This is a genomic window from Bacillus sp. GW821-FHT11D08, from assembly GCF_058808515.1.
This window is the reverse complement of sequence record NZ_JBXARS010000003.1, coordinates 235,556-254,211: the sequence shown is the minus strand read 5'-3', so window position 1 is coordinate 254,211 and position 18,656 is coordinate 235,556. Positions and strand designations below refer to the sequence as shown.

General features: G+C 48.5%; 22 protein-coding genes. 18 read left to right on the top strand and 4 right to left on the bottom strand.

Going from position 1 to position 18,656, the window contains the following annotated elements:
• Nucleotides 1-21: 21 nt before the first annotated feature.
• Genes obgE through pheA form a run of 3 tightly spaced genes read left to right on the top strand, consistent with a single transcriptional unit; the run spans nucleotide 22 to nucleotide 2,676 of the window.
• On the top strand, nucleotides 22-1,308 hold the full coding sequence (gene obgE, locus AC1RRX_RS08215) for a GTPase ObgE (RefSeq protein WP_007408172.1): 1,287 nt from the start codon (nucleotides 22-24) through the stop codon (nucleotides 1,306-1,308).
• A 53-nt stretch (nucleotides 1,309-1,361) separates the two neighbouring features.
• Nucleotides 1,362-1,805, top strand: coding sequence for a transcriptional regulator ThrR (gene thrR, locus AC1RRX_RS08210; RefSeq protein WP_007408173.1), 444 nt, complete (start codon nucleotides 1,362-1,364; stop codon nucleotides 1,803-1,805).
• Nucleotides 1,806-1,818: 13 nt separating this feature from the next.
• Nucleotides 1,819-2,676 carry a prephenate dehydratase gene (gene pheA, locus AC1RRX_RS08205; RefSeq protein ID WP_144464171.1) on the top strand — a complete coding sequence of 286 codons (858 nt, stop codon included), beginning with the start codon at nucleotides 1,819-1,821 and terminating at the stop codon, nucleotides 2,674-2,676.
• Between the two features lie 26 nt (nucleotides 2,677-2,702).
• Here the strand turns inward: pheA and AC1RRX_RS08200 are convergent, their stop codons facing one another.
• Complete coding sequence (locus tag AC1RRX_RS08200; RefSeq protein ID WP_012118101.1) at nucleotides 2,703-3,245, bottom strand: transcription repressor NadR; 543 nt, start codon at nucleotides 3,243-3,245, stop codon at nucleotides 2,703-2,705.
• Nucleotides 3,242-4,393, bottom strand: coding sequence for an IscS subfamily cysteine desulfurase (locus AC1RRX_RS08195; protein WP_042635392.1), 1,152 nt, complete (start codon nucleotides 4,391-4,393; stop codon nucleotides 3,242-3,244). Before AC1RRX_RS08195 ends, AC1RRX_RS08200 begins: the two co-directional genes overlap by 4 nt.
• Nucleotides 4,394-4,499: 106 nt before the next feature.
• Here AC1RRX_RS08195 and nadB point away from each other — a divergent pair, with 106 nt between their 5' ends.
• From nadB to yajC, 13 genes are all read left to right on the top strand, one after another.
• On the top strand, nucleotides 4,500-6,065 hold the full coding sequence (nadB, locus tag AC1RRX_RS08190) for an L-aspartate oxidase (RefSeq protein ID WP_144464169.1): 1,566 nt from the start codon (nucleotides 4,500-4,502) through the stop codon (nucleotides 6,063-6,065).
• Nucleotides 6,047-6,895: a carboxylating nicotinate-nucleotide diphosphorylase gene (gene nadC, locus AC1RRX_RS08185; RefSeq protein ID WP_059368039.1), complete on the top strand. Its 849-nt coding sequence runs from the start codon at nucleotides 6,047-6,049 to the stop codon at nucleotides 6,893-6,895. The genes nadB and nadC overlap by 19 nt, the downstream gene beginning before the upstream one ends.
• Nucleotide 6,896: 1 nt before the next feature.
• On the top strand, nucleotides 6,897-8,000 hold the full coding sequence (gene nadA, locus AC1RRX_RS08180; RefSeq protein WP_144464167.1) for a quinolinate synthase NadA: 1,104 nt from the start codon (nucleotides 6,897-6,899) through the stop codon (nucleotides 7,998-8,000).
• Between the two features lie 127 nt (nucleotides 8,001-8,127).
• Entirely contained in the window at nucleotides 8,128-9,315 is a 1,188-nt protein-coding gene (safA, locus tag AC1RRX_RS08175; protein ID WP_144464165.1) for a spore coat assembly protein SafA, read from the top strand.
• Nucleotides 9,316-9,463: 148 nt separating this feature from the next.
• Nucleotides 9,464-10,057 (top strand): YhcN/YlaJ family sporulation lipoprotein, encoded by a 594-nt coding sequence (locus AC1RRX_RS08170; RefSeq protein ID WP_061582037.1) that lies wholly within the window; start codon nucleotides 9,464-9,466, stop codon nucleotides 10,055-10,057.
• 131 nt (nucleotides 10,058-10,188) lie between these two features.
• Nucleotides 10,189-10,308 carry a hypothetical protein gene (locus AC1RRX_RS08165; protein ID WP_007612850.1) on the top strand — a complete coding sequence of 40 codons (120 nt, stop codon included), beginning with the start codon at nucleotides 10,189-10,191 and terminating at the stop codon, nucleotides 10,306-10,308.
• Nucleotides 10,309-10,439: 131 nt separating this feature from the next.
• Complete coding sequence (gene bofC / locus AC1RRX_RS08160) at nucleotides 10,440-10,949, top strand: sporulation cell-cell signaling protein BofC (protein ID WP_007408184.1); 510 nt, start codon at nucleotides 10,440-10,442, stop codon at nucleotides 10,947-10,949.
• A gap of 134 nt (nucleotides 10,950-11,083) precedes the next feature.
• Complete coding sequence (gene ruvA, locus AC1RRX_RS08155; RefSeq protein WP_003152683.1) at nucleotides 11,084-11,689, top strand: Holliday junction branch migration protein RuvA; 606 nt, start codon at nucleotides 11,084-11,086, stop codon at nucleotides 11,687-11,689.
• 10 nt (nucleotides 11,690-11,699) lie between these two features.
• On the top strand, nucleotides 11,700-12,704 hold the full coding sequence (ruvB, locus tag AC1RRX_RS08150) for a Holliday junction branch migration DNA helicase RuvB (protein WP_007408185.1): 1,005 nt from the start codon (nucleotides 11,700-11,702) through the stop codon (nucleotides 12,702-12,704).
• Nucleotides 12,697-12,897 (top strand): DUF2905 domain-containing protein, encoded by a 201-nt coding sequence (locus AC1RRX_RS08145; protein ID WP_003152687.1) that lies wholly within the window; start codon nucleotides 12,697-12,699, stop codon nucleotides 12,895-12,897. Before ruvB ends, AC1RRX_RS08145 begins: the two co-directional genes overlap by 8 nt.
• A gap of 25 nt (nucleotides 12,898-12,922) precedes the next feature.
• A complete protein-coding gene (gene queA, locus AC1RRX_RS08140; protein ID WP_144464163.1) occupies nucleotides 12,923-13,951 on the top strand; it encodes a tRNA preQ1(34) S-adenosylmethionine ribosyltransferase-isomerase QueA in 1,029 nt (342 codons plus the stop codon).
• Nucleotides 13,952-13,978: 27 nt separating this feature from the next.
• Nucleotides 13,979-15,124: a tRNA guanosine(34) transglycosylase Tgt gene (gene tgt / locus AC1RRX_RS08135; RefSeq protein WP_007408186.1), complete on the top strand. Its 1,146-nt coding sequence runs from the start codon at nucleotides 13,979-13,981 to the stop codon at nucleotides 15,122-15,124.
• A 30-nt stretch (nucleotides 15,125-15,154) separates the two neighbouring features.
• Nucleotides 15,155-15,415, top strand: a complete 261-nt coding sequence (yajC, locus tag AC1RRX_RS08130) for a preprotein translocase subunit YajC (RefSeq protein WP_144464162.1) — start codon at nucleotides 15,155-15,157, stop codon at nucleotides 15,413-15,415.
• A 51-nt stretch (nucleotides 15,416-15,466) separates the two neighbouring features.
• Here the strand turns inward: yajC and AC1RRX_RS08125 are convergent, their stop codons facing one another.
• Nucleotides 15,467-15,853 carry a TIGR04086 family membrane protein gene (locus AC1RRX_RS08125; protein WP_003152697.1) on the bottom strand — a complete coding sequence of 129 codons (387 nt, stop codon included), beginning with the start codon at nucleotides 15,851-15,853 and terminating at the stop codon, nucleotides 15,467-15,469.
• 166 nt (nucleotides 15,854-16,019) lie between these two features.
• On the opposite strand from AC1RRX_RS08125, the gene AC1RRX_RS08120 reads away from it, so the two are divergent.
• Nucleotides 16,020-16,676 (top strand): DUF421 domain-containing protein, encoded by a 657-nt coding sequence (locus AC1RRX_RS08120; protein ID WP_003152699.1) that lies wholly within the window; start codon nucleotides 16,020-16,022, stop codon nucleotides 16,674-16,676.
• Nucleotides 16,677-16,683: 7 nt separating this feature from the next.
• Here AC1RRX_RS08120 and spoVB read toward each other — a convergent pair whose 3' ends face one another.
• Nucleotides 16,684-18,240 carry a stage V sporulation protein B gene (spoVB, locus tag AC1RRX_RS08115; protein WP_007408188.1) on the bottom strand — a complete coding sequence of 519 codons (1,557 nt, stop codon included), beginning with the start codon at nucleotides 18,238-18,240 and terminating at the stop codon, nucleotides 16,684-16,686.
• Nucleotides 18,241-18,355: 115 nt separating this feature from the next.
• On the opposite strand from spoVB, the gene comN reads away from it, so the two are divergent.
• Entirely contained in the window at nucleotides 18,356-18,652 is a 297-nt protein-coding gene (gene comN / locus AC1RRX_RS08110) for a post-transcriptional regulator ComN (protein ID WP_007408189.1), read from the top strand.
• Nucleotides 18,653-18,656 lie beyond the last annotated feature (4 nt).

Sequence of the window (18,656 nt, the reverse complement as noted above, 5' to 3'; positions counted from 1 at the left end):
CGGTTTAGAACGGAGGATATTATGTTTGTAGATCAGGTGAAAGTATATGTAAAAGGCGGCGACGGCGGTAACGGAATGGTTGCGTTCCGCCGTGAAAAATATGTGCCGAAAGGCGGGCCTGCCGGCGGTGACGGAGGTAATGGAGGCGACGTCGTTTTTGAGGTTGATGAAGGACTGCGCACGCTCATGGACTTCCGGTACCAGCGGCATTTCAAAGCGATACGCGGCGAGCACGGCATGTCTAAAAACCAGCACGGCAGAAATGCGGACGATATGGTTGTTAAAGTTCCGCCCGGCACAGTCGTAACGGATGACGATACAAAACAGGTCATTGCCGATCTGACTGAGCACGGGCAGCGTGCCGTCATCGCAAAAGGCGGACGCGGCGGACGCGGAAATACCCGCTTTGCGACACCGGCCAACCCGGCACCGCAGCTGTCAGAGCACGGAGAGCCCGGAAAAGAGCGCTATATCGTGCTTGAACTGAAAGTGCTTGCAGACGTAGGCCTCGTCGGCTTCCCGAGCGTCGGAAAATCTACGCTTCTGTCTGTCGTTTCATCGGCAAAGCCGAAAATCGCCGATTATCATTTTACAACGCTTGTTCCGAATCTGGGCATGGTGGAAACGGATGACGGAAGAAGCTTCGTAATGGCGGATCTGCCCGGCCTGATTGAAGGAGCGCACGAAGGAGTCGGCTTAGGCCACCAATTTCTCCGCCATATCGAACGGACGCGCGTCATCGTTCACGTCATTGACATGTCAGCGATGGAAGGCCGTGATCCGTATGAGGATTATGTGACCATTAATCAGGAGCTCAGTGAATATAATCTGCGGCTGACGGAGCGTCCGCAAATTATCGTTGCGAATAAAATGGACATGCCCGAAGCGGCTGAAAATCTTAAAGCGTTTAAAGAAAAGCTTCAGGATGACCATCCTGTCTTCCCGATCAGCGCTGTGACGAGAGAAGGGCTCCGCGATCTTCTGTTTGAAGTCGCCAACCAGCTGGAAACAACGCCTGAATTCCCGCTGTATGATGAAGAAGAACTGGCGGAAAACCGCGTAATGTACACGATGGAAGATGAAGAAATTCCATTTAACATTACGCGTGATCCGGACGGCGCGTTTGTGCTTTCAGGTGACAGCCTGGAACGCCTCTTTAAAATGACTGATTTCTCCCGTGACGAATCCGTCAAGCGTTTTGCAAGACAGATGCGCGGTATGGGCGTTGATGAAGCGCTCAGAGAACGCGGTGCTAAAGACGGCGATATCATCCGGCTTCTGGAATTTGAATTTGAATTTATTGATTAAAAAAACGGAGAGCTTGCGTTGCAGGCTCTCTGATGTAAAAGGGAGGGGTGCAGGTGAAAGAAGAGACATTTTATTTAGTGCGTGAAGACGTTCTGCCTGATGCGATGCGGAAAACCCTTGAAGTCAAAAAGCTGCTCGACAGAAAAAAGGCTGAATCGGTTGCAGATGCCGTGCAGAAAGTTGATCTAAGCAGAAGCGCTTTTTACAAATACCGAGATGCGGTTTTCCCTTTTTACACGATGGTTAAAGAACAAATAATCACACTTTTCTTTCATTTGGAGGATCGGTCAGGCGCGTTATCCCAGCTATTGCAGGCGGTGGCTGACTCAGGAAGCAACGTGCTTTCCATTCACCAGACGATTCCGCTTCAGGGCAGGGCGAATGTCACGCTCTCAATCAGTACGTCCGCAATGGAAGAAAACATTCATACGTTAATGAATAAACTGAGAAAATTTGATTTTATAGAAAAAGTTGAGATCTTAGGGTCAGGCGCGTAAGGAGAGAAGAGACATGAAAGTCGGTTATTTAGGGCCAGAAGCCACATTTACACATCTAGCAGTCAGTTCCTGCTTTCAAAACAGCGTGACACAAGCACCTTATCAAACAATACCGGCATGCATGGATGCGGCGGTTGCGGGAGAAGTTGATCTTGCATTTGTTCCTTTGGAAAACGCGCTGGAAGGCTCGGTTAACTTAACGATTGACTATTTGATTCATGAGCAGCCTCTTGCGATCGTGGGGGAAATGACGCTGCCGATTCACCAGCATCTGCTCGTTCACCCTTCGAGAGAAAATGAGTGGAAAAAGCTTGAGAAAATTTATTCACATTCCCATGCGATTGCGCAATGCCACAAATTTCTTCACCGGCATTTTTCGTCCGTTCCTTTTGAGTATGCGAAGTCAACAGGTGCTGCTGCCAAGTATGTCAGTGAGCATTCGGACCTTCCGATCGGCGTGATTGCAAATGAAATGGCCGCCGCTACATACGGATTGAGCATCGTGAAGCGGGATATTCAGGATTATCAGGACAACCACACGAGATTTGTCATTCTTTCGCCTGAAAAAGACGTCTCATTCGAAGTGAATGCGAAACTGTCTTCACGGCCGAAAACGACGATGATGGTAACGCTTCCCCAAGATGACCAATCAGGTGCGCTGCACAGGGTGCTGTCCGCTTTTTCATGGAGAAACCTGAATTTATCAAAGATCGAATCGCGCCCGACAAAAACGGGTCTCGGCAACTATTTCTTTATTATTGATATTGAACAGGCGATGGATCAGGTTCTCATTCCCGGTGCCGTTCAAGAGATGGAAGCCCTCGGCTGCCGGGTCAAGCTTCTGGGAACATATCAATCCTATTCGATATAAAAAAAGCCCTTCAGGGGGCTTTTTTTTTAATCTTTTATTAAAATACCCGCGTCGTCCAGCGCTTGGCAGGCTTGGTCAATCCGCTCTTTTGTCGGGGCGCTTAACGTATGGAGGTGCACGCCTCCGGTCAGCTGTGAAAGGTAAGCGGCATTTGTCGAGTTAATGTGATCCATGAATTGTTTGACTTCTTTCCGTGTACTGACTCTTATGGCGGCGGTTAAATCGCCGTATACGGGGTGTTCAATTATGACGTCCTTTATGGTGACGCCTTCATCGACAATAAGTGCAAGCTCTTCTTCCGTCCGCTCCGGGCCGTGCAGACAGGCGACAATCCGTTCGGCATTTTTTTCGCCGCCGGCATTCATGCTGATGTATAAGTAGCCTTGGCTCGTCGCGATAATCGGCTCGTTTTTTGCTTTCAAAAGCGATATGTCCTGCACGATCACCTGTCTTGAGACATTTGCTTTTTTGGCCAATTCGCCTCCTGTTAATGGCGAGCCGGCTTCTTTCAGCCAATGAAGCAGCATGTCGCGTCTTTTCTCCCCAGTAAGCTTCGTTCCTTCTGTCAAATTGCTGATTCTCCTTTCTTTTGCTCCCATAGCGCCGTAAATGTATGTATCAGCATATCGAGTTGTTCACATGTTGTTTCGTTTCCGAATGAGATCCGGAAAAACTGCCGCGCTTCCCGTTCGGTTTTTCTCAGCGCCTTCATAGCTGAAGAAGGGCCGTGGCTGCCGGCGGAACATGCGCTCCCGGTTGAGATGCAAATATCGTTACGATTACATTCTAACATAATATATTGTCCTTCAAAGGAGTGAAAAAAACACCCGACAATGTGGGGCAGGCATTCACCGCCGGTTTCTTCCTCTGAAAATGAAATGGGGAGGCCTTGACGCCGAATTTGGTCATACAAATAATTCCTCAGCCTGTCAGCATGCTCACGGTGTTCCTCCATATGTTTCACTGCATACTCCGCAGCAGCGGTAAAAGCGCCGATGGCCGGCACATTCACCGTACCGGGCCTGAACCCGTTTTCATGCACGGTATGCGGATAAACCGGGTTCCAGCTGACACCGGGCCGAATGTAAACAGCCCCGGTGCCTTTCGGGCCGTATACTTTATGACCGGAGACGGAAAGGGCGTCGATTCCCTCCTGATCCGCATCAATCGGCAGTTTGCCGAAACTTTGAACACAATCGCAATGCAGTAAAATGTTTCTCTGGTGAAGAAAAGCGGCCAGACGATTCACAGGCTGGATGAGGCCGGTTTCTGAATTGGCGTGCTGTATGGAAACGAGCCCCGTGTCAGGACGGATATGAGCCGCCAGTATGTCCTCGGTTATAAGGCCGTTTTCGTCGGGATATATGATGGTGACATCAATTCCACGGTCAGCTAAAAACGCCGCGGCATTATGGATCGAATGGTGTTCCATTGCGGTCGTAATAAAATGTTTTTTGTGATCGGGCAGGCCGTGCAGCAATGATTGGACGGCCAGGATGTTCGCTTCCGTTCCGCCGCTTGTAAAGTAAATGCCGTCTGCCGCTCCGCCGATCAATTTGCCTGCAGAATGTCTGCAATATTCCAGGACGTCCGCCGCTCTTCCTCCGGCGTCATGAAGGCTGCTTGCATTGCCGTATACCTCTGTGCTTAGATGCTGAAAGACTTTCGCGGCTTCTTTGCTTAAAGGCGCTCCCGCCGCGTAATCAAGATAAATCATACAGCCCGTCTCCTATCCGTTTATGTTAAAAAAAAGCTTGAGTTTATTTTATCGTTGTGTAAATATAGGTGTCAAGACAGGTGTAAACATAACAGGAGGGTGATGTATGTCTGAAAAAACAATTATCGTCATTGGTTCGGGGACGGCGGCCCTTGCCTGTGCTTCCTCATTTCCTCCGTCATACCAAGTGACCGTCATCACAAAGAGAAACGTAACGAACAGCAATTCGCATTATGCTCAAGGCGGGATTGCTGTTTCATATGCAAAAGATGACTCTATAGAATCCCATGTGAACGATACACTGTATGCGGGATGCGGACACAATGACGTGACAGCCGTGCGGCATTTGCTGAAAAGCGGACAGAGCATGATAAACAGGCTGATAGAAGGCCATTTCCCTTTTGATACGAAGTCGGACGGAACGTTTTGTCTCGGCAGGGAAGGCGCTCATTCCAAAAGGAGAATTCTGCACGCCGGGGGAGATGCGACCGGACGGATGTTAGTTGAGTTTCTGGTTCAGCAGCTGAGGGACGGCATACGGATCATTGAACACGAGACGGTTGTTGATCTGCTGATTGAACACGGACGATGCGCAGGCGTTGCCGTAAAGGATGCTTCAGGCGCTGTTTCTTACAGAAGAGCGGATTGTGTAGTGCTTGCATCAGGCGGCTGCGGCAGTCTGTACCAATATCACACAAATGATTCCGCCATAACGGGAGACGGCATCGCTCTTGCCTTCCGCGCGGGAGCTGAGATCACGGATATGGAGTTCACCCAGTTCCACCCGACCCTCCTTGTGAAAAACGGGACTGTGTACGGCCTGATTTCTGAAGCAGTGAGAGGAGAAGGCGGATATTTAGCGGATCGCTTCGGGCGCAGGATCATGGCTGGCAGACACGCGCTTGAAGATTTGGCGTCCCGGGATGTGGTTTCACGGGCGATTTATGAAGAAATGATGAAAGAGAATCCTGTTTTTATAAATTGCAGCCGAATAGCCGATTTTAACAAACGTTTTCCGACCATAACAGAAATTTGTCAAACAGCCGGTGTTGATCTTGAAAGCGGGATTCCCGTAGCACCCGGAATGCATTTTTTAATGGGCGGAGTAAAAGCCGATACCTGGGGGAAAACGTCCATGCCTGATTTGTACGCCATAGGCGAGACCGCCTGCACAGGATTGCACGGGGCGAACCGCCTTGCGAGCAACTCACTGCTGGAAGCGCTGGCAAGCGGGAAACGATGTGCTGAACATATCACTCAAACACCGTTAAACGGAAGATATAAAAAAACCCCGAAGAAATCTGACGTCATCTTAGAAGTGCCGGACACAACGCTTCATGTGCTCCAAGCCAAAATGACAACCGGAGCGGGCATTGTCAGGGAAAAAGAAAACCTGCAGGCGCTGGCATCCTGGCTTAACAACGTATCTGTGCGTCATATAAATGTGAAGGATATCACAATGGAACAAGCCGAGCTATCCTGCTTATGGAAGACTGCGCAACTTGTTGTGACCTCAGCCCTTATTCGGGAAGAAAGCAGGGGGGCTCACTTTCGCGCTGATTTTCCCGGGACGGAGAAAGAGTGGCACGGAAAACAAATCATTCATTCAACATCTGGAACAGCTATCAGAAAAAACGAAAGGATTGGGGAACTATGGACATTCTGCAGCTGAAACAAATGCTGACTCATTTTTTTCAGGAAGATATCGGAACGGGTGATGCGACGTCACAAGCGATTTTTTCTGATCAGCAATGTAAAGCGCGAATCATCGCAAAAACAGACGGCGTGTTTGCCGGAGAAGCCGTTATCCGTGAAGGATGGAAGCTTTTACACGATGATATCCGCATCCGCTCCCTGAAAAAAGACGGAGAACGGATGAAAAAAGGAGACGTGCTCGCTGAAATAGAAGGCCAGGCGGCGGCTCTTCTTACGGGGGAGCGGGTCATTCTGAATCTCATACAAAGAATGTCAGGCATTGCGACAATGACGGATGAGGCCAAAAGGCGTCTTGATGATCCGTCCATTAAGCTTTGTGATACGAGAAAAACGACACCCGGGCTCAGAATGCTGGAAAAATACGCCGTTCGGGTCGGAGGCGGCTTTAATCATCGCTTCGGCTTATATGACGGCATCATGATAAAAGATAATCATATTGCCGCCTGCGGATCGATAAAGGCGGCCGTGGAGCGGGCAAGAAAAACGGCGGGGCAGATGCTTGCGGTGGAAGTCGAAATCGAATCCGAACAGCAGCTGCTCGAGGCAATAGAAGCGGGTGCAGACGTTATTATGTTTGACAACTGTCCGCCTGAGTCCGTCCGGCGATTTGCAGGCATGACACCGGGACATATCAAAACGGAAGCATCCGGAGGCATAACGCTCGGCACATTGCCCGCTTATAAAGGAACGGGCGTCCAATATATTTCACTCGGATTTCTGACTCATTCAGTAAAAAGCGCCGACATCAGCATGGATGTTGAGGCAGCGGAACAGGGGGATTTTTAAGATGTCTATTTTTGACGTGCTAACTGCATCAGCCGAAATGATGCCGAGCCATTATAAAGACATGAGCACAGGAGAAATGGAAAGGCGGGTCGCCGCCATTAAACGGGCTTTCGGAAAGCGCCTGTTCATTCCGGGGCATCACTATCAAAAAGACGAAGTAATACAATTCGCCGATACGGCAGGTGACTCCCTGCAGCTCGCTCAAGTGGCAGAAAAAAATAAAGAGGCGGAATATATTGTGTTTTGCGGCGTGCATTTTATGGCGGAAACCGCTGATATGCTGACTGATGATAACCAAACCGTCATTTTGCCCGACATGCGCGCCGGCTGCTCGATGGCTGATATGGCAGATATTCAGCAGACGGACAAAGCATGGCAAGAGCTTCAAGAACTGTACGGTAACACCATCATTCCGTTAACATATGTTAACTCGACGGCGGAAATTAAAGCATTCGTCGGACGGCACGGGGGAGCGACCGTCACCTCTTCAAATGCCCGGAGTGTGCTGAAATGGGCTTTTAAACAAAAAGAGAGAATTTTATTTTTGCCGGATCAGCATTTAGGCAGAAATACGGCCTATGACCTCGGCATTCCGCTGACAGAAATGGCTGTATGGGACCCGGTGCAGAACCGATTGCTTACTGACCATCCGGAAAACATTAAGGTTATCCTTTGGAAAGGGCATTGCTCCGTACACGAAAAGTTTACAGCGGAAAATATTTCTCAGCTGAGGCAGCGGGATTCCGGCATCCGCATTATCGTTCATCCGGAATGTTCGCGGGAAGTGGTCTCGCTCAGTGACGACAGCGGGTCTACCAAATATATTATTGATACGATCGAACAGGCTGAACCGGGAAGCAAATGGGCGATCGGCACGGAAATGAATCTTGTTCAGCGCCTCATTCACTCGCATCCGGATAAACAGATTGAATCATTGAATCCCGATATGTGTCCGTGTCTGACTATGAACAGAATCGACCTGCCGCATTTATTGTGGTCGCTTGAGCAGCTTGAAAAAGGCGAGCCGAAGGGTGTCATTAAAGTTCCGGAAGCGGTTCGGACAGAAGCGCTTCGTGCTTTGAACAGAATGCTGAGTCATACGTAATTATAAAAATTTCCCCTCCTTCCCAAAATTTTTTATCATCATGCCCAGTCCATCGGCATATAGTGTGAAGAAACGTATTGTAATGACAAATGTACCGTTCACGTTTTGTGCATAGGAGGGGAAAACGTTGAAAATTCATATCGTTCAAAAAGGCGATTCGCTCTGGAAAATAGCTGAAAAATACGGAGTTGATCTTGAAGAGTTAAAAAAACTGAATCATCAGCTTAGCAATCCAGACTTAATTATGCCTGGAATGAAGATAAAGGTGCCTTCAGAAGCCGTTCCGGTCAGAAAAGAACCTAAGGCCGGCTTCGGAACGTCTGCGCATAAGCATGAGCATCCATATGCCAAAGAAAAACCGAAATCAGTTGTGGACATTGAAGACACCATACCGGAAGAACCAAAGCCGTCAATTCCGTATGTGCCGCCAATCCCTGAAAAGCATGAAAATGTGCTGCCGGAAGCTGATATGAACCAATATTACCCGTCCAATCAGCTGTTTCAGCCGTGGTCGCCTCCTAAGCCGGAGGAACCGGTGACACATTTTGTCGAGCCGAAAGAAAAAGAGCATGACAATAACATTCCACAACAGGAGGAAATGATCAACATGGAAAACGCGAATTACCCGAATATGCCAAAGGCGCCTGAAGCCGGAAAGATGGAAGAAGAAAACGCCGCTTATCATCTGCCGAACATGCCAAACATTCCGAATGTCCCGTTTCCGAATATGCCGGCCGTTGAACCGCCTTTTATGCATTACCCGATGCCGTGCATGCCTTGTCCTTGTCCGGTTCCGGTGACACCGATGCTGCCGGGTTCGGGACTATGCCATCCGTGCTTCCCGGTAGGCGGAGGTTTCGGCGGTTTTGGAGGAGGTTTTGGAGGCTTTCCGGTCATGCCGATGCCGTTACCGTACGGATTCCATCATCCGGGATTTGGGCCGCATGCGGGTTACGGTGAATATGAAAACCAGGCCCATGAAAATGCAGAGCATTATGATGGTTCTGCATCTGGTTTCGGCGGTGCTCCGTACGGTCAAATGCCGTATTACGGCGGATATTCGTCACATTACGCAAACGCGCCTCATCATGATGGAAAATATAAGGATGATGATTGCGGCTGCCATGATTCACATCATCACCACCATCACCACGGTTCACATCACCATCACGCAAATATGCCTGTGCAGCCGTATCCGAATATGGGTGCAAACGCCGGATATTTTATGCCTTACGGCGGAGCAAATCCTAATGCCGCGCCGAATCAGCCGAGTCCAAATCAAGTATTCGGACGGCCGGAGGAAGAAGAAGATTAATGTTTCGGGACGATGTATGTCGTTCCTTTTTTTATGTCCAACTGAGGAATGGACATAACTGACAAGCTTAAATCCGCCGCCCGCCGCACATCCTAAACATGAGCGGAAAACGCTCAAAACAGCGATGAATCCACGGGGGGTTTTTCCATTGGGTAAAAAACTGATGACGATCGCGGGCGTTTTAGCCGTGACGGCAAGCTTAACGGCATGCGGAGCAAATAATGCCATGAATGACGGACGCTACAACCAGTCAACACGTCCGGTCGGATATTATTCGAATGATAATGGTAACGGCAGAGGCCAGTACGGCATGGACCATCAAGGACCCGTTTCTGAAATGATGGAAAACCGAAACGGCCGTCATAATACGACAAACGTGTCCGATCAGTACGCGCCTAATGACGGGGTTCCGTTAACGACGGACGGCACATATAATGGCCGAAATGCCAATACGCCGCCGGCAGCAATGTCTTATAATGGGTATGACAACGCCGAAAACATCAGGTTGGCGGCAAAAGTTGCAAACCGCGTGAAAAAAGTAAAAGGCGTACAGGATAGTCAGGTTATCGTGACTGACACGAGAGTCGTCATTGCCGTCAGAACAAATCATCCTTTTACGAAAAATGATGATAAACATGTCAAACATGCGGCCAAAAAATTCGCGGACGGCCGTACAATTCAAGTGTTTACCGACAACGCTACTTTTACAAAGCTGCAAGACATGAACAGAAACAGCCGTTAAACGGGACTGCCGGATGATTTCATCCGGCAGTATTTTTATGGAAAGCTTCATCATTTCTTTACATATTCTTAAAACGCTCTTTATATTGCGGTGTTAACATAAAAGTAATAAAACGTAACGGAGGGGCCGGGATGAAAAAAACGGAGCATGACAAAAGCCGCGGAGCAAAAACTGTGTATCTGACCGTAAGGGGATACCGGCTCAAACTGACGCCCGGACAAATGAAACTGATTTCAGCCGGCCGGGCATAATCATCGGGGCAGCCCTCATTTAGAGAGCTGCTTTTTTCGGCTGAAACAGACAAATGAAAGAAAACGGTTAAGCACCGGCATCTTTGGTCAAACTAGCATCAAGAGTTTGATTGAATAAAGAGGTGTTATTGGTGAAACGAATTTGCGGTGCTCGTCTATTGTTTATGCTTATCTTATCGGCTGCAGCCCTGATTTGCGGAGGAAAAGGCGCATACGGGGCGGAGGTCGAGCATTACGGGCCGCTTCGGGTGCACGTCCAGCTGGAAAAGGTCTATCTGGACGGTGATGTCGGCATCGAACATACGGATGAAACCGTTTTGGCGATGGAGGATTTTTGGGCCGCATATGCGGGCTGGACGCTCGTTGAGCAGAAAAAAGGCTTCGTCCTTTTCCGTAAGCATGTTGATGACATTTCTCCGCTCAGTAAGGTTAACGGTTATATCGGCGTCACGGACGGGGGCGTCATCTCCACTTTTCACGGCCGTCCCGGATCGCTGGCCGAGCCGATTCAATCTTTCTTCCAGATTGATATAGAAAGACTGGAAAGCCGATTGCAAAAGCACTTGGAACACGGCATACCGTACAGGACAAAAGCGGAGTTTGAGAGCGTGATCGATCATATTAAGACTTACAGCGGCTGACTTTGACGCAAGACATGTGACACATGTCTTTTTTTTCTGAATGGAAGGTGTCAAAGCGAACATACGTTAACTTTTCTATAAGACTTTGGCTGTTTTTGTGTTACAATGATAAGCAGTCAAAGAGGTGAATAGGTGTGATTGAATTCGTGAAGGGGACGATTGATTATGTATCTCCCCAATACATCGTGATTGAAAACGGCGGAATCGGCTATCAGGTCTTCACTCCGAATCCGTTTATTTATAAGGTAAGCAATCAAGAGACCATTTTTACGTATCATCATATAAAAGAAGATGCCTTTTCTTTGTACGGTTTTTCAACCCGGGAAGAAAAAGCGCTTTTCACAAAGCTGCTGAACGTCACCGGCATCGGGCCGAAAGGGGCGCTCGCCATCCTCGGCTCCGGTGATCCCGGAGCCGTCATCGAAGCGATCGAACAGGAAGATGAAGCCTTTTTGGTGAAATTTCCGGGTGTGGGCAAAAAAACGGCGCGGCAGATTATTCTTGATTTGAAAGGCAAACTGGCCGACGTCGTGCCTGAAATGATTGACAACCTGTTCAATCATGAAGCGCGCATTGAAAAACAAGAGGCTGAAACGGCGCTTGACGAGGCGCTTGAAGCGCTCCGGGTTCTCGGCTACGCCGAAAAAGAAATTAAAAAAGTGCTTCCTCACTTAAAAGAGGAAACGGCGCTTTCAACAGATCAATATGTGAAAAAAGCATTGCAAAAATTATTAAAGTAAGGTGATGTTCATGGATGAACGGCTCGTTTCAAGTGAAGCAGACAGCCATGAATCAATAATCGAGCAAAGCCTCAGGCCGCAGAATCTCGCCCAGTATATCGGCCAAAAGAAAGTGAAAGAAAATCTGCGCGTGTTTATCGATGCGGCGAAAATGAGGCAGGAAACGCTGGACCACGTTCTTTTATACGGGCCTCCGGGTCTCGGGAAAACAACGCTTGCGTCTATCGTGGCCAATGAGATGGGTGTGGAGATGCGGACGACGTCAGGTCCCGCCATCGAAAGACCGGGGGATTTGGCAGCCATTTTGACGGCGCTCGAACCAGGGGATGTGCTGTTTATAGACGAAATTCACAGGCTGAACCGCTCAATTGAGGAAGTGCTGTACCCGGCGATGGAGGATTTCTGCCTTGATATTGTCATTGGAAAAGGCCCGTCCGCCCGCTCCGTCCGTCTCGACCTTCCCCCTTTTACGCTTGTAGGAGCGACGACAAGGGTCGGATTATTGACCGCACCGCTCAGAGACCGGTTCGGGGTGCTGTCGCGCCTTGAATACTATACGCAGGAAGAGCTGACAGATATCGTGTCAAGAACGGCTGACGTTTTTGAAGTGGATATCGAAAAAGCCCCGGCTCTGGAAATCGCCAGACGGTCAAGGGGAACGCCGCGGGTTGCAAACCGTCTGCTCAGAAGGGTGAGAGATTTTGCCCAGGTGCTCGGCGACAGCCGCATCACGGAAGAAATCGCTCACGACGCGCTCGAACGTCTTCAAGTCGATGCGCTCGGCCTTGACCATATCGACCATAAGCTGCTGATGGGCATGATCGAAAAATTCAGCGGCGGTCCCGTCGGCCTTGATACGATTTCCGCGACAATCGGCGAAGAACCGCATACAATAGAGGATGTGTACGAACCGTATCTGCTGCAGATCGGATTTCTTCAGAGGACGCCGAGGGGACGGGTCGTGACGCCGGCTGTGTATGAACATTTTCGATTGGAGGCGCCCGCCCGTGACTGACTTTCCGAAGGTTCTCATGGTTCTCGGTGCCGTTTTGCTTATTGCCGGCGCAGTCTGGCACTTTGTCGGAAGGCTGCCCGGAGATATTTTCGTTAAGAAGGGAAATGTTACATTTTTTTTCCCCGTTGTCACTTGTATTGTGATCAGTGTGATACTATCCATTCTGCTTAATTTTTTCGGCAGAATGAAATAACAATAGACAGAATTAAGGTGAAATGATGAAAGTCGATTTATTTGATTTTGAACTGCCTGAACGCCTCATTGCCCAAGTGCCGCTTAAAGAGCGTGACGCATCGCGGCTGATGGTGCTCGACAAACAGACGGGCGGGCTGACGAACAGTTCATTTAAAGAGATTGTAAGCTTTTTTAATGAAGGGGATTGCCTCGTCTTGAACAATACCCGTGTGCTGCCTGCAAGATTATTCGGCACAAAAGAAGATACGGGAGCGAAAGTGGAGCTTCTGTTATTAAAACAGGAAGAAAATGATACATGGGAAACGCTCGTAAAGCCGGCGAAACGCGTAAAAAAAGGAACGGTCCTGACATTTGGCGACGGCCGGCTGACAGCGGTCTGCACGGAGGAGCTTGATCACGGAGGCAGAAAAATAGAATTCCGGTATGAGGGGATTTTTTACGAAGTGCTTGAATCACTCGGTGAAATGCCGCTGCCTCCTTATATTAAAGAGCAGCTTGATGATAAAGAACGGTATCAGACCGTCTTTTCAAAAGAAATCGGATCTGCCGCAGCTCCGACGGCCGGACTTCATTTTACGGAAGAGATTCTGGACGAGCTGAAGCAAAAAGGTGTGCGGATTGAATTTATCACACTTCATGTGGGACTCGGCACATTCCGCCCGGTCAGTGCGGATGATGTGGAAGAGCATAACATGCACGCGGAATTTTATGAAATGACGGAAGAAACCGCCGCCTCTTTAAACGAGGTCAGAAAGGCGGGAGGGCGCATTGTGTCGGTCGGGACGACATCAACGCGCACCCTGGAAACCATTGCCGGCGAGCATGACGGCGTATTTACCGCTTCAAGCGGCTGGACGTCCATCTTCATTTATCCGGGATATGAATTTAAGGCGATTGACGGGATGATCACCAATTTTCATCTGCCGAAATCTTCCCTTATCATGCTCGTTTCTGCGCTTGCCGGCAGAGAGCATGTTCTTTCCGCCTACCGTCATGCGGTAGAAGAGGAATATCGTTTCTTCAGCTTTGGCGACGCCATGCTGATTATCTAATTTGAATGACAGGAGGCCTCATACAAAGTGGCTGAACAACCGATACGTTATGAATTTATAAAGGAATGCAAACAAACGGGAGCGCGACTGGGCAGAGTTCATACGCCCCACGGCTCCTTTGAGACGCCTGTATTTATGCCGGTCGGCACGCTTGCTACGGTAAAGACGATGTCTCCGGACGAGCTGAAATCTATGGATGCGGGCATTATTTTAAGCAATACGTACCATTTATGGCTCCGCCCGGGACACGACATTGTAAAAGAAGCGGGCGGGCTTCATAAGTTTATGAACTGGGACCGCGCGATTTTAACGGATTCCGGCGGTTTTCAGGTCTTTTCATTGAGCAAGTTTCGTAATATAGAAGAAGAAGGCGTTCATTTCCGCAATCACTTAAACGGAGACAAGCTGTTTTTATCTCCGGAAAAAGCGATGGAAATTCAAAACGCCCTCGGCTCTGATATCATGATGGCGTTTGATGAGTGTCCGCCGTATCCGGCAGAGTATGATTACATGAAACGCTCTGTGGAACGGACCAGCCGCTGGGCGGAACGCTGCCTGGAGGCGCACGGGCGCTCAGATGAGCAGGGGCTGTTCGGAATCGTACAGGGCGGAGAATACGAAGACCTGCGGACACAAAGTGCAAAAGACTTGGTTTCGCTTGATTTTCCGGGGTATGCCATAGGCGGATTATCTGTCGGCGAGCCGAAGCACGTCATGAACCGAGTGCTTGAGTTTACAACTCCGCTTTTACCGAAGGACAAGCCGAGATATTTAATGGGTGTGGGTTCACCGGATGCCTTAATTGACGGCGCCATCCGCGGCGTGGATATGTTTGACTGCGTACTGCCGACCCGGATTGCCCGAAACGGCACGGTGTTTACGAATGAAGGGCGTCTGAATATGAAAAACGCCAAATATGAGCGTGATTTCCGTCCGATTGATGAAGAGTGCAGCTGCCATACATGCAAAAATTACTCCCGCGCTTACATCAGACATTTGATCCGCTGTAATGAAACGTTTGGAATTCGATTAACAACTTACCATAACCTTCATTTTCTGTTACACTTAATGGAGCAGGTCAGACAAGCCATCCGGGAGGATCGTCTTGGTGATTTCCGAGAAGAGTTCTTTGAGCGTTACGGCTATAATAAGCCAAATGCGAAAAGCTTCTAAATAAAACCATTCTTGAAGGGAGGGAAACAGATGGGTACTTTAGGTACAATCGTTCCTATTATTTTAATGTTTGCAGTGCTTTATTTCCTGCTCATCCGTCCGCAGCAAAAGCAGCAGAAGGCCGTACGCCAGATGCAAGAAGAGCTGAAAAAAGGGGATACAGTGGTGACAATCGGAGGATTGCACGGCACTGTTGATTCAATTAATGAAAGCAAGGTCGTCATTAAAACAGGTGATAACACCCGTTTAACATTTGACCGCCGCGCAATCAGAGAAGCTTCCGCTGAATAACAGCGAAGCTCATACATACAAAAAAAGAGCGGAGAATCCGCTCTTTTTTTATTACGCTGATCTGCTTCCTTTCAAATTCACTCCGAAAATGCCGCCCAGCATACTGACTCCCAAAAAGCCGAGATGAAACAAAAGCTGACCGGATGTAAACGTTTTTCCGAACCCTAAATATTGAAACAGCAAGATGATTAATGAAAAACAGACGGCGGTTAACGCTCCGATCATCCAGCCTTTTTCTTTCGCTTTGCCGCCCGATATAAAACCGCCCGCAAATAAAGAAAGAAAGGAAAGCGCGGTGATCAGCCAGCTGAAAGATGACTCTTCCATTGAGGTAACCGTCAGTAAAAGCGAAATCGCCAAACTCGTAAGAAGCATCACCGCAAAGATAGCCACTAAGCCGTACAAGACGCCTCTTCCCACTTGTTTCGTTTCTTCCATTTTTATCTCCTCTCCGCTCTGCGGCCTGATATATGACAAGCCGGAGCCTGTCTTTTTCTAAATGTATTCTCTGAATGTTCGAATTAGACGTAAATGCATGATGTTCAGCCCGTTTCTTACATAATTCAGAGCCGATGGCAAATGCTATGACCGTTGGAGGTGCGATATGGAAGATATTTTCATTATTACGTTTCGTACGATTGTGCTTTATTTTATCATTCTTGTGATTTTCAGACTGATGGGAAAACGGGAAATCGGAGAACTGAGCATTTTAGACCTTGTCGTCTCCATTATGATTGCCGAGATTGCCGTATTGGCAATTGAAAATGTAAAAGATAAGCTTTTGCATACAATTGTGCCGATTGTCGTTTTAATGATTATTCAAGTAAGCCTTGCTTTTATTTCGCTCAAAAGCCAAAAAATACGGCAGCTGCTTGACGGAAAACCCACCATTATTATAAAACAGGGAAAAATTGATGAACGGGCGATGAGATCGCAGCGCTACAATTTTGACGATCTTCTTATGCAGCTGAGGGAGAATAACATCGATAGAATCTCTGACGTGTCATACGCCATTTTGGAGTCTTCAGGCAAACTGTCGATCGTCAAAAAGAAAAACAATAAGGATAAGCAGATGGAAACATCGCTTATCGTTGACGGGGTCATTCAGAACGAGCATCTGGACAGAATCGGGAAAGATAAACACTGGCTCGAAAAAAATTTAGCAAAAAGAGGATATCGCGATCTTTCGGTTATATCATTCTGCACGTTTACGGACGGCGCTTTTTTTATTGATCTTAAAGATGAAAAAGGGGAGCCATGAATCGGTTTCACCGCGTCACGAACTTGCCGATGACCGGAATCCGGATCAGCTCTTCCCTTTTAATCAGCCTGAATAACAGAAGAAGCGCAATGTACAAAATCGCGGTCATTGCAATCCAGCCTGTGAGATTAACAGCCTCTGACCCTGAAAAATGAACGGCGTGTTTGATGATGCGGCTGACATAGCCGCAAATGAATATGACGGCAAAACAGAGCGCGTATTCTTTTATTTTAATGCTGATCGGAAGCACCTTGCTTACGGTGGCCGCATGCAGCAGGGTGACAAGAACCATCCCCGTTACAATCGCAAGTGCGGCGCCCATGATGCCCAAGGAAGGCCTGGTCGCCAAAACAAAAATTAGGCCAGTTTTGACAGCGGCGCCGATAAAACTGTTCATCATGGCGGCCCCGGCTAAATTGAGAGCCTGCAGCACCGCCTGAAGGGGCCCCTGAAAATAATAAAGCAGAAAAAACGGCGCCATCACTTTAACAAATACCGCCGCATTAGTTGATCCGTACATGACGGACATCAGTTCATCAGCGAAAGAGAATAAAATAACCACCGAAATGCCTCCGCTTAAAAGACACAGCCGCATCGCCTGTTCCAGACGGTATTCGACAACTTGCAGCTTTTTTTGCTCCATTCCTTCACTGATCGCAGGAACAAGCGCCGTTGACAGAGAATAGGTTATAAAGCTGGGCAGCGTCAAGACCGTCATGGCAAATCCGGTCAGCTCCCCGTACTGGCTGGTGGCGGCAGCGGTGGCCACTCCTGCAATCGCAAGGCTTTGCGCGACGACAATAGGTTCAAAAAACCAAGATAAATTTCCGATGAAGCGGCTTCCGGTTGTCGGGAGCGACACGCTCATCAGCTGGCGGAATGTTTCTTTTCCATTTGCGATCGACTTGAAAAATTGTTTTCTGATTCTGATTGTTTTATTTGCTTTAAAACAAATGAATAAATAAATAAGAGAGGCAAGCTCCCCGATGACAGACGAAATCATGGCTCCGGCTGCGGCATATTCAATCCCGTACGGCAGAAACACCGTCGTGCAGACCGCGACAAGTGAAATCCGCACGATCTGCTCAAGTACTTGGGAAAACGCCAGCGGGTTCATATTCTGCCTGCCCTGAAAGTAACCGCGCAGCACGCTGGAGATCGCGATAATCGGCACGACGGGCGTAATCGCCAGAAGCGGGTAAACCGTGCGCTGATCCGTCAGCATCGTTTCGGACATAATCGGCGCAAAGCATAAAAACAGCGGCGTGAAGATGAGACTTAATATCCCGGTGACGGTAAGCGACATCACTAAAATGTGTTTCATTTTCTGCCGGTCCCCCCGCGCGCTTGCTTCAGCGACAAGTTTGCTGATGGCAACGGGGAGGCCGAATTGAGTCAAAGTGGTGGCCAAGAAAAATGTCGGGGCAGCCATCATGTATAAACCGACCCCTTCTTCACCGATAAACCGGGCGATAACCACCCGGTTGACAAAGCCGAGCATTCTCGTAATCATCCCGGCTGCGATGAGAATAAGAGTGCCCCTTAAAAAAGTCTGTTTTGCCATTTTATAAACCCCTGCCTTCTCAAACTACCTGGAATCATATACAATAAAGATATGCGCCGATGTCGTCCGAGCATGACAAGTCTTCGAGAAAAATGGAAAAAGGAGCGAGCGCCCAGTGGAGAAACATCCCGCCGAAATGTACAAAGATCATTTGCGGCCTTTCTTGTACAGTAAACTTGAAGAGTTCAAAATCCTCGGATACGATGATGTTGAGCACGAGAGTTTATGGTCATACTTAATACATAAAAAGTGGAAACAGAAAAAGGAACTGCCGCTGCATGAATTGGCCGGTCATATTTTATCAGTTAAAATTGGCGATTTTATGAACTATGCAACCGTTGAAGCTTTTAAGTCGTCTAATTGGCTGGAAAGCGATGAGGGTCAGGAAGCTTTAGATGAACTGCTGAGATAATGAT

What these genes read in the sequence shown, in the direction of transcription:
- obgE (WP_007408172.1), top strand. Translation starts at nt 22, where the DNA reads ATGTTTGTAGATCAGGTGAAAGTATATGTAAAAGGCGGCGACGGCGGT.
- pheA (WP_144464171.1), top strand. Translation starts at nt 1,819, where the DNA reads ATGAAAGTCGGTTATTTAGGGCCAGAAGCCACATTTACACATCTAGCA.
- AC1RRX_RS08195 (WP_042635392.1), bottom strand. Translation starts at nt 4,393, where the DNA reads ATGATTTATCTTGATTACGCGGCGGGAGCGCCTTTAAGCAAAGAAGCC.
- nadB (WP_144464169.1), top strand. Translation starts at nt 4,500, where the DNA reads ATGTCTGAAAAAACAATTATCGTCATTGGTTCGGGGACGGCGGCCCTT.
- nadC (WP_059368039.1), top strand. Translation starts at nt 6,047, where the DNA reads ATGGACATTCTGCAGCTGAAACAAATGCTGACTCATTTTTTTCAGGAA.
- nadA (WP_144464167.1), top strand. Translation starts at nt 6,897, where the DNA reads ATGTCTATTTTTGACGTGCTAACTGCATCAGCCGAAATGATGCCGAGC.
- AC1RRX_RS08165 (WP_007612850.1), top strand. Translation starts at nt 10,189, where the DNA reads ATGAAAAAAACGGAGCATGACAAAAGCCGCGGAGCAAAAACTGTGTAT.
- ruvB (WP_007408185.1), top strand. Translation starts at nt 11,700, where the DNA reads ATGGATGAACGGCTCGTTTCAAGTGAAGCAGACAGCCATGAATCAATA.
- queA (WP_144464163.1), top strand. Translation starts at nt 12,923, where the DNA reads ATGAAAGTCGATTTATTTGATTTTGAACTGCCTGAACGCCTCATTGCC.
- yajC (WP_144464162.1), top strand. Translation starts at nt 15,155, where the DNA reads ATGGGTACTTTAGGTACAATCGTTCCTATTATTTTAATGTTTGCAGTG.
- AC1RRX_RS08125 (WP_003152697.1), bottom strand. Translation starts at nt 15,853, where the DNA reads ATGGAAGAAACGAAACAAGTGGGAAGAGGCGTCTTGTACGGCTTAGTG.
- AC1RRX_RS08120 (WP_003152699.1), top strand. Translation starts at nt 16,020, where the DNA reads ATGGAAGATATTTTCATTATTACGTTTCGTACGATTGTGCTTTATTTT.
- spoVB (WP_007408188.1), bottom strand. Translation starts at nt 18,240, where the DNA reads ATGGCAAAACAGACTTTTTTAAGGGGCACTCTTATTCTCATCGCAGCC.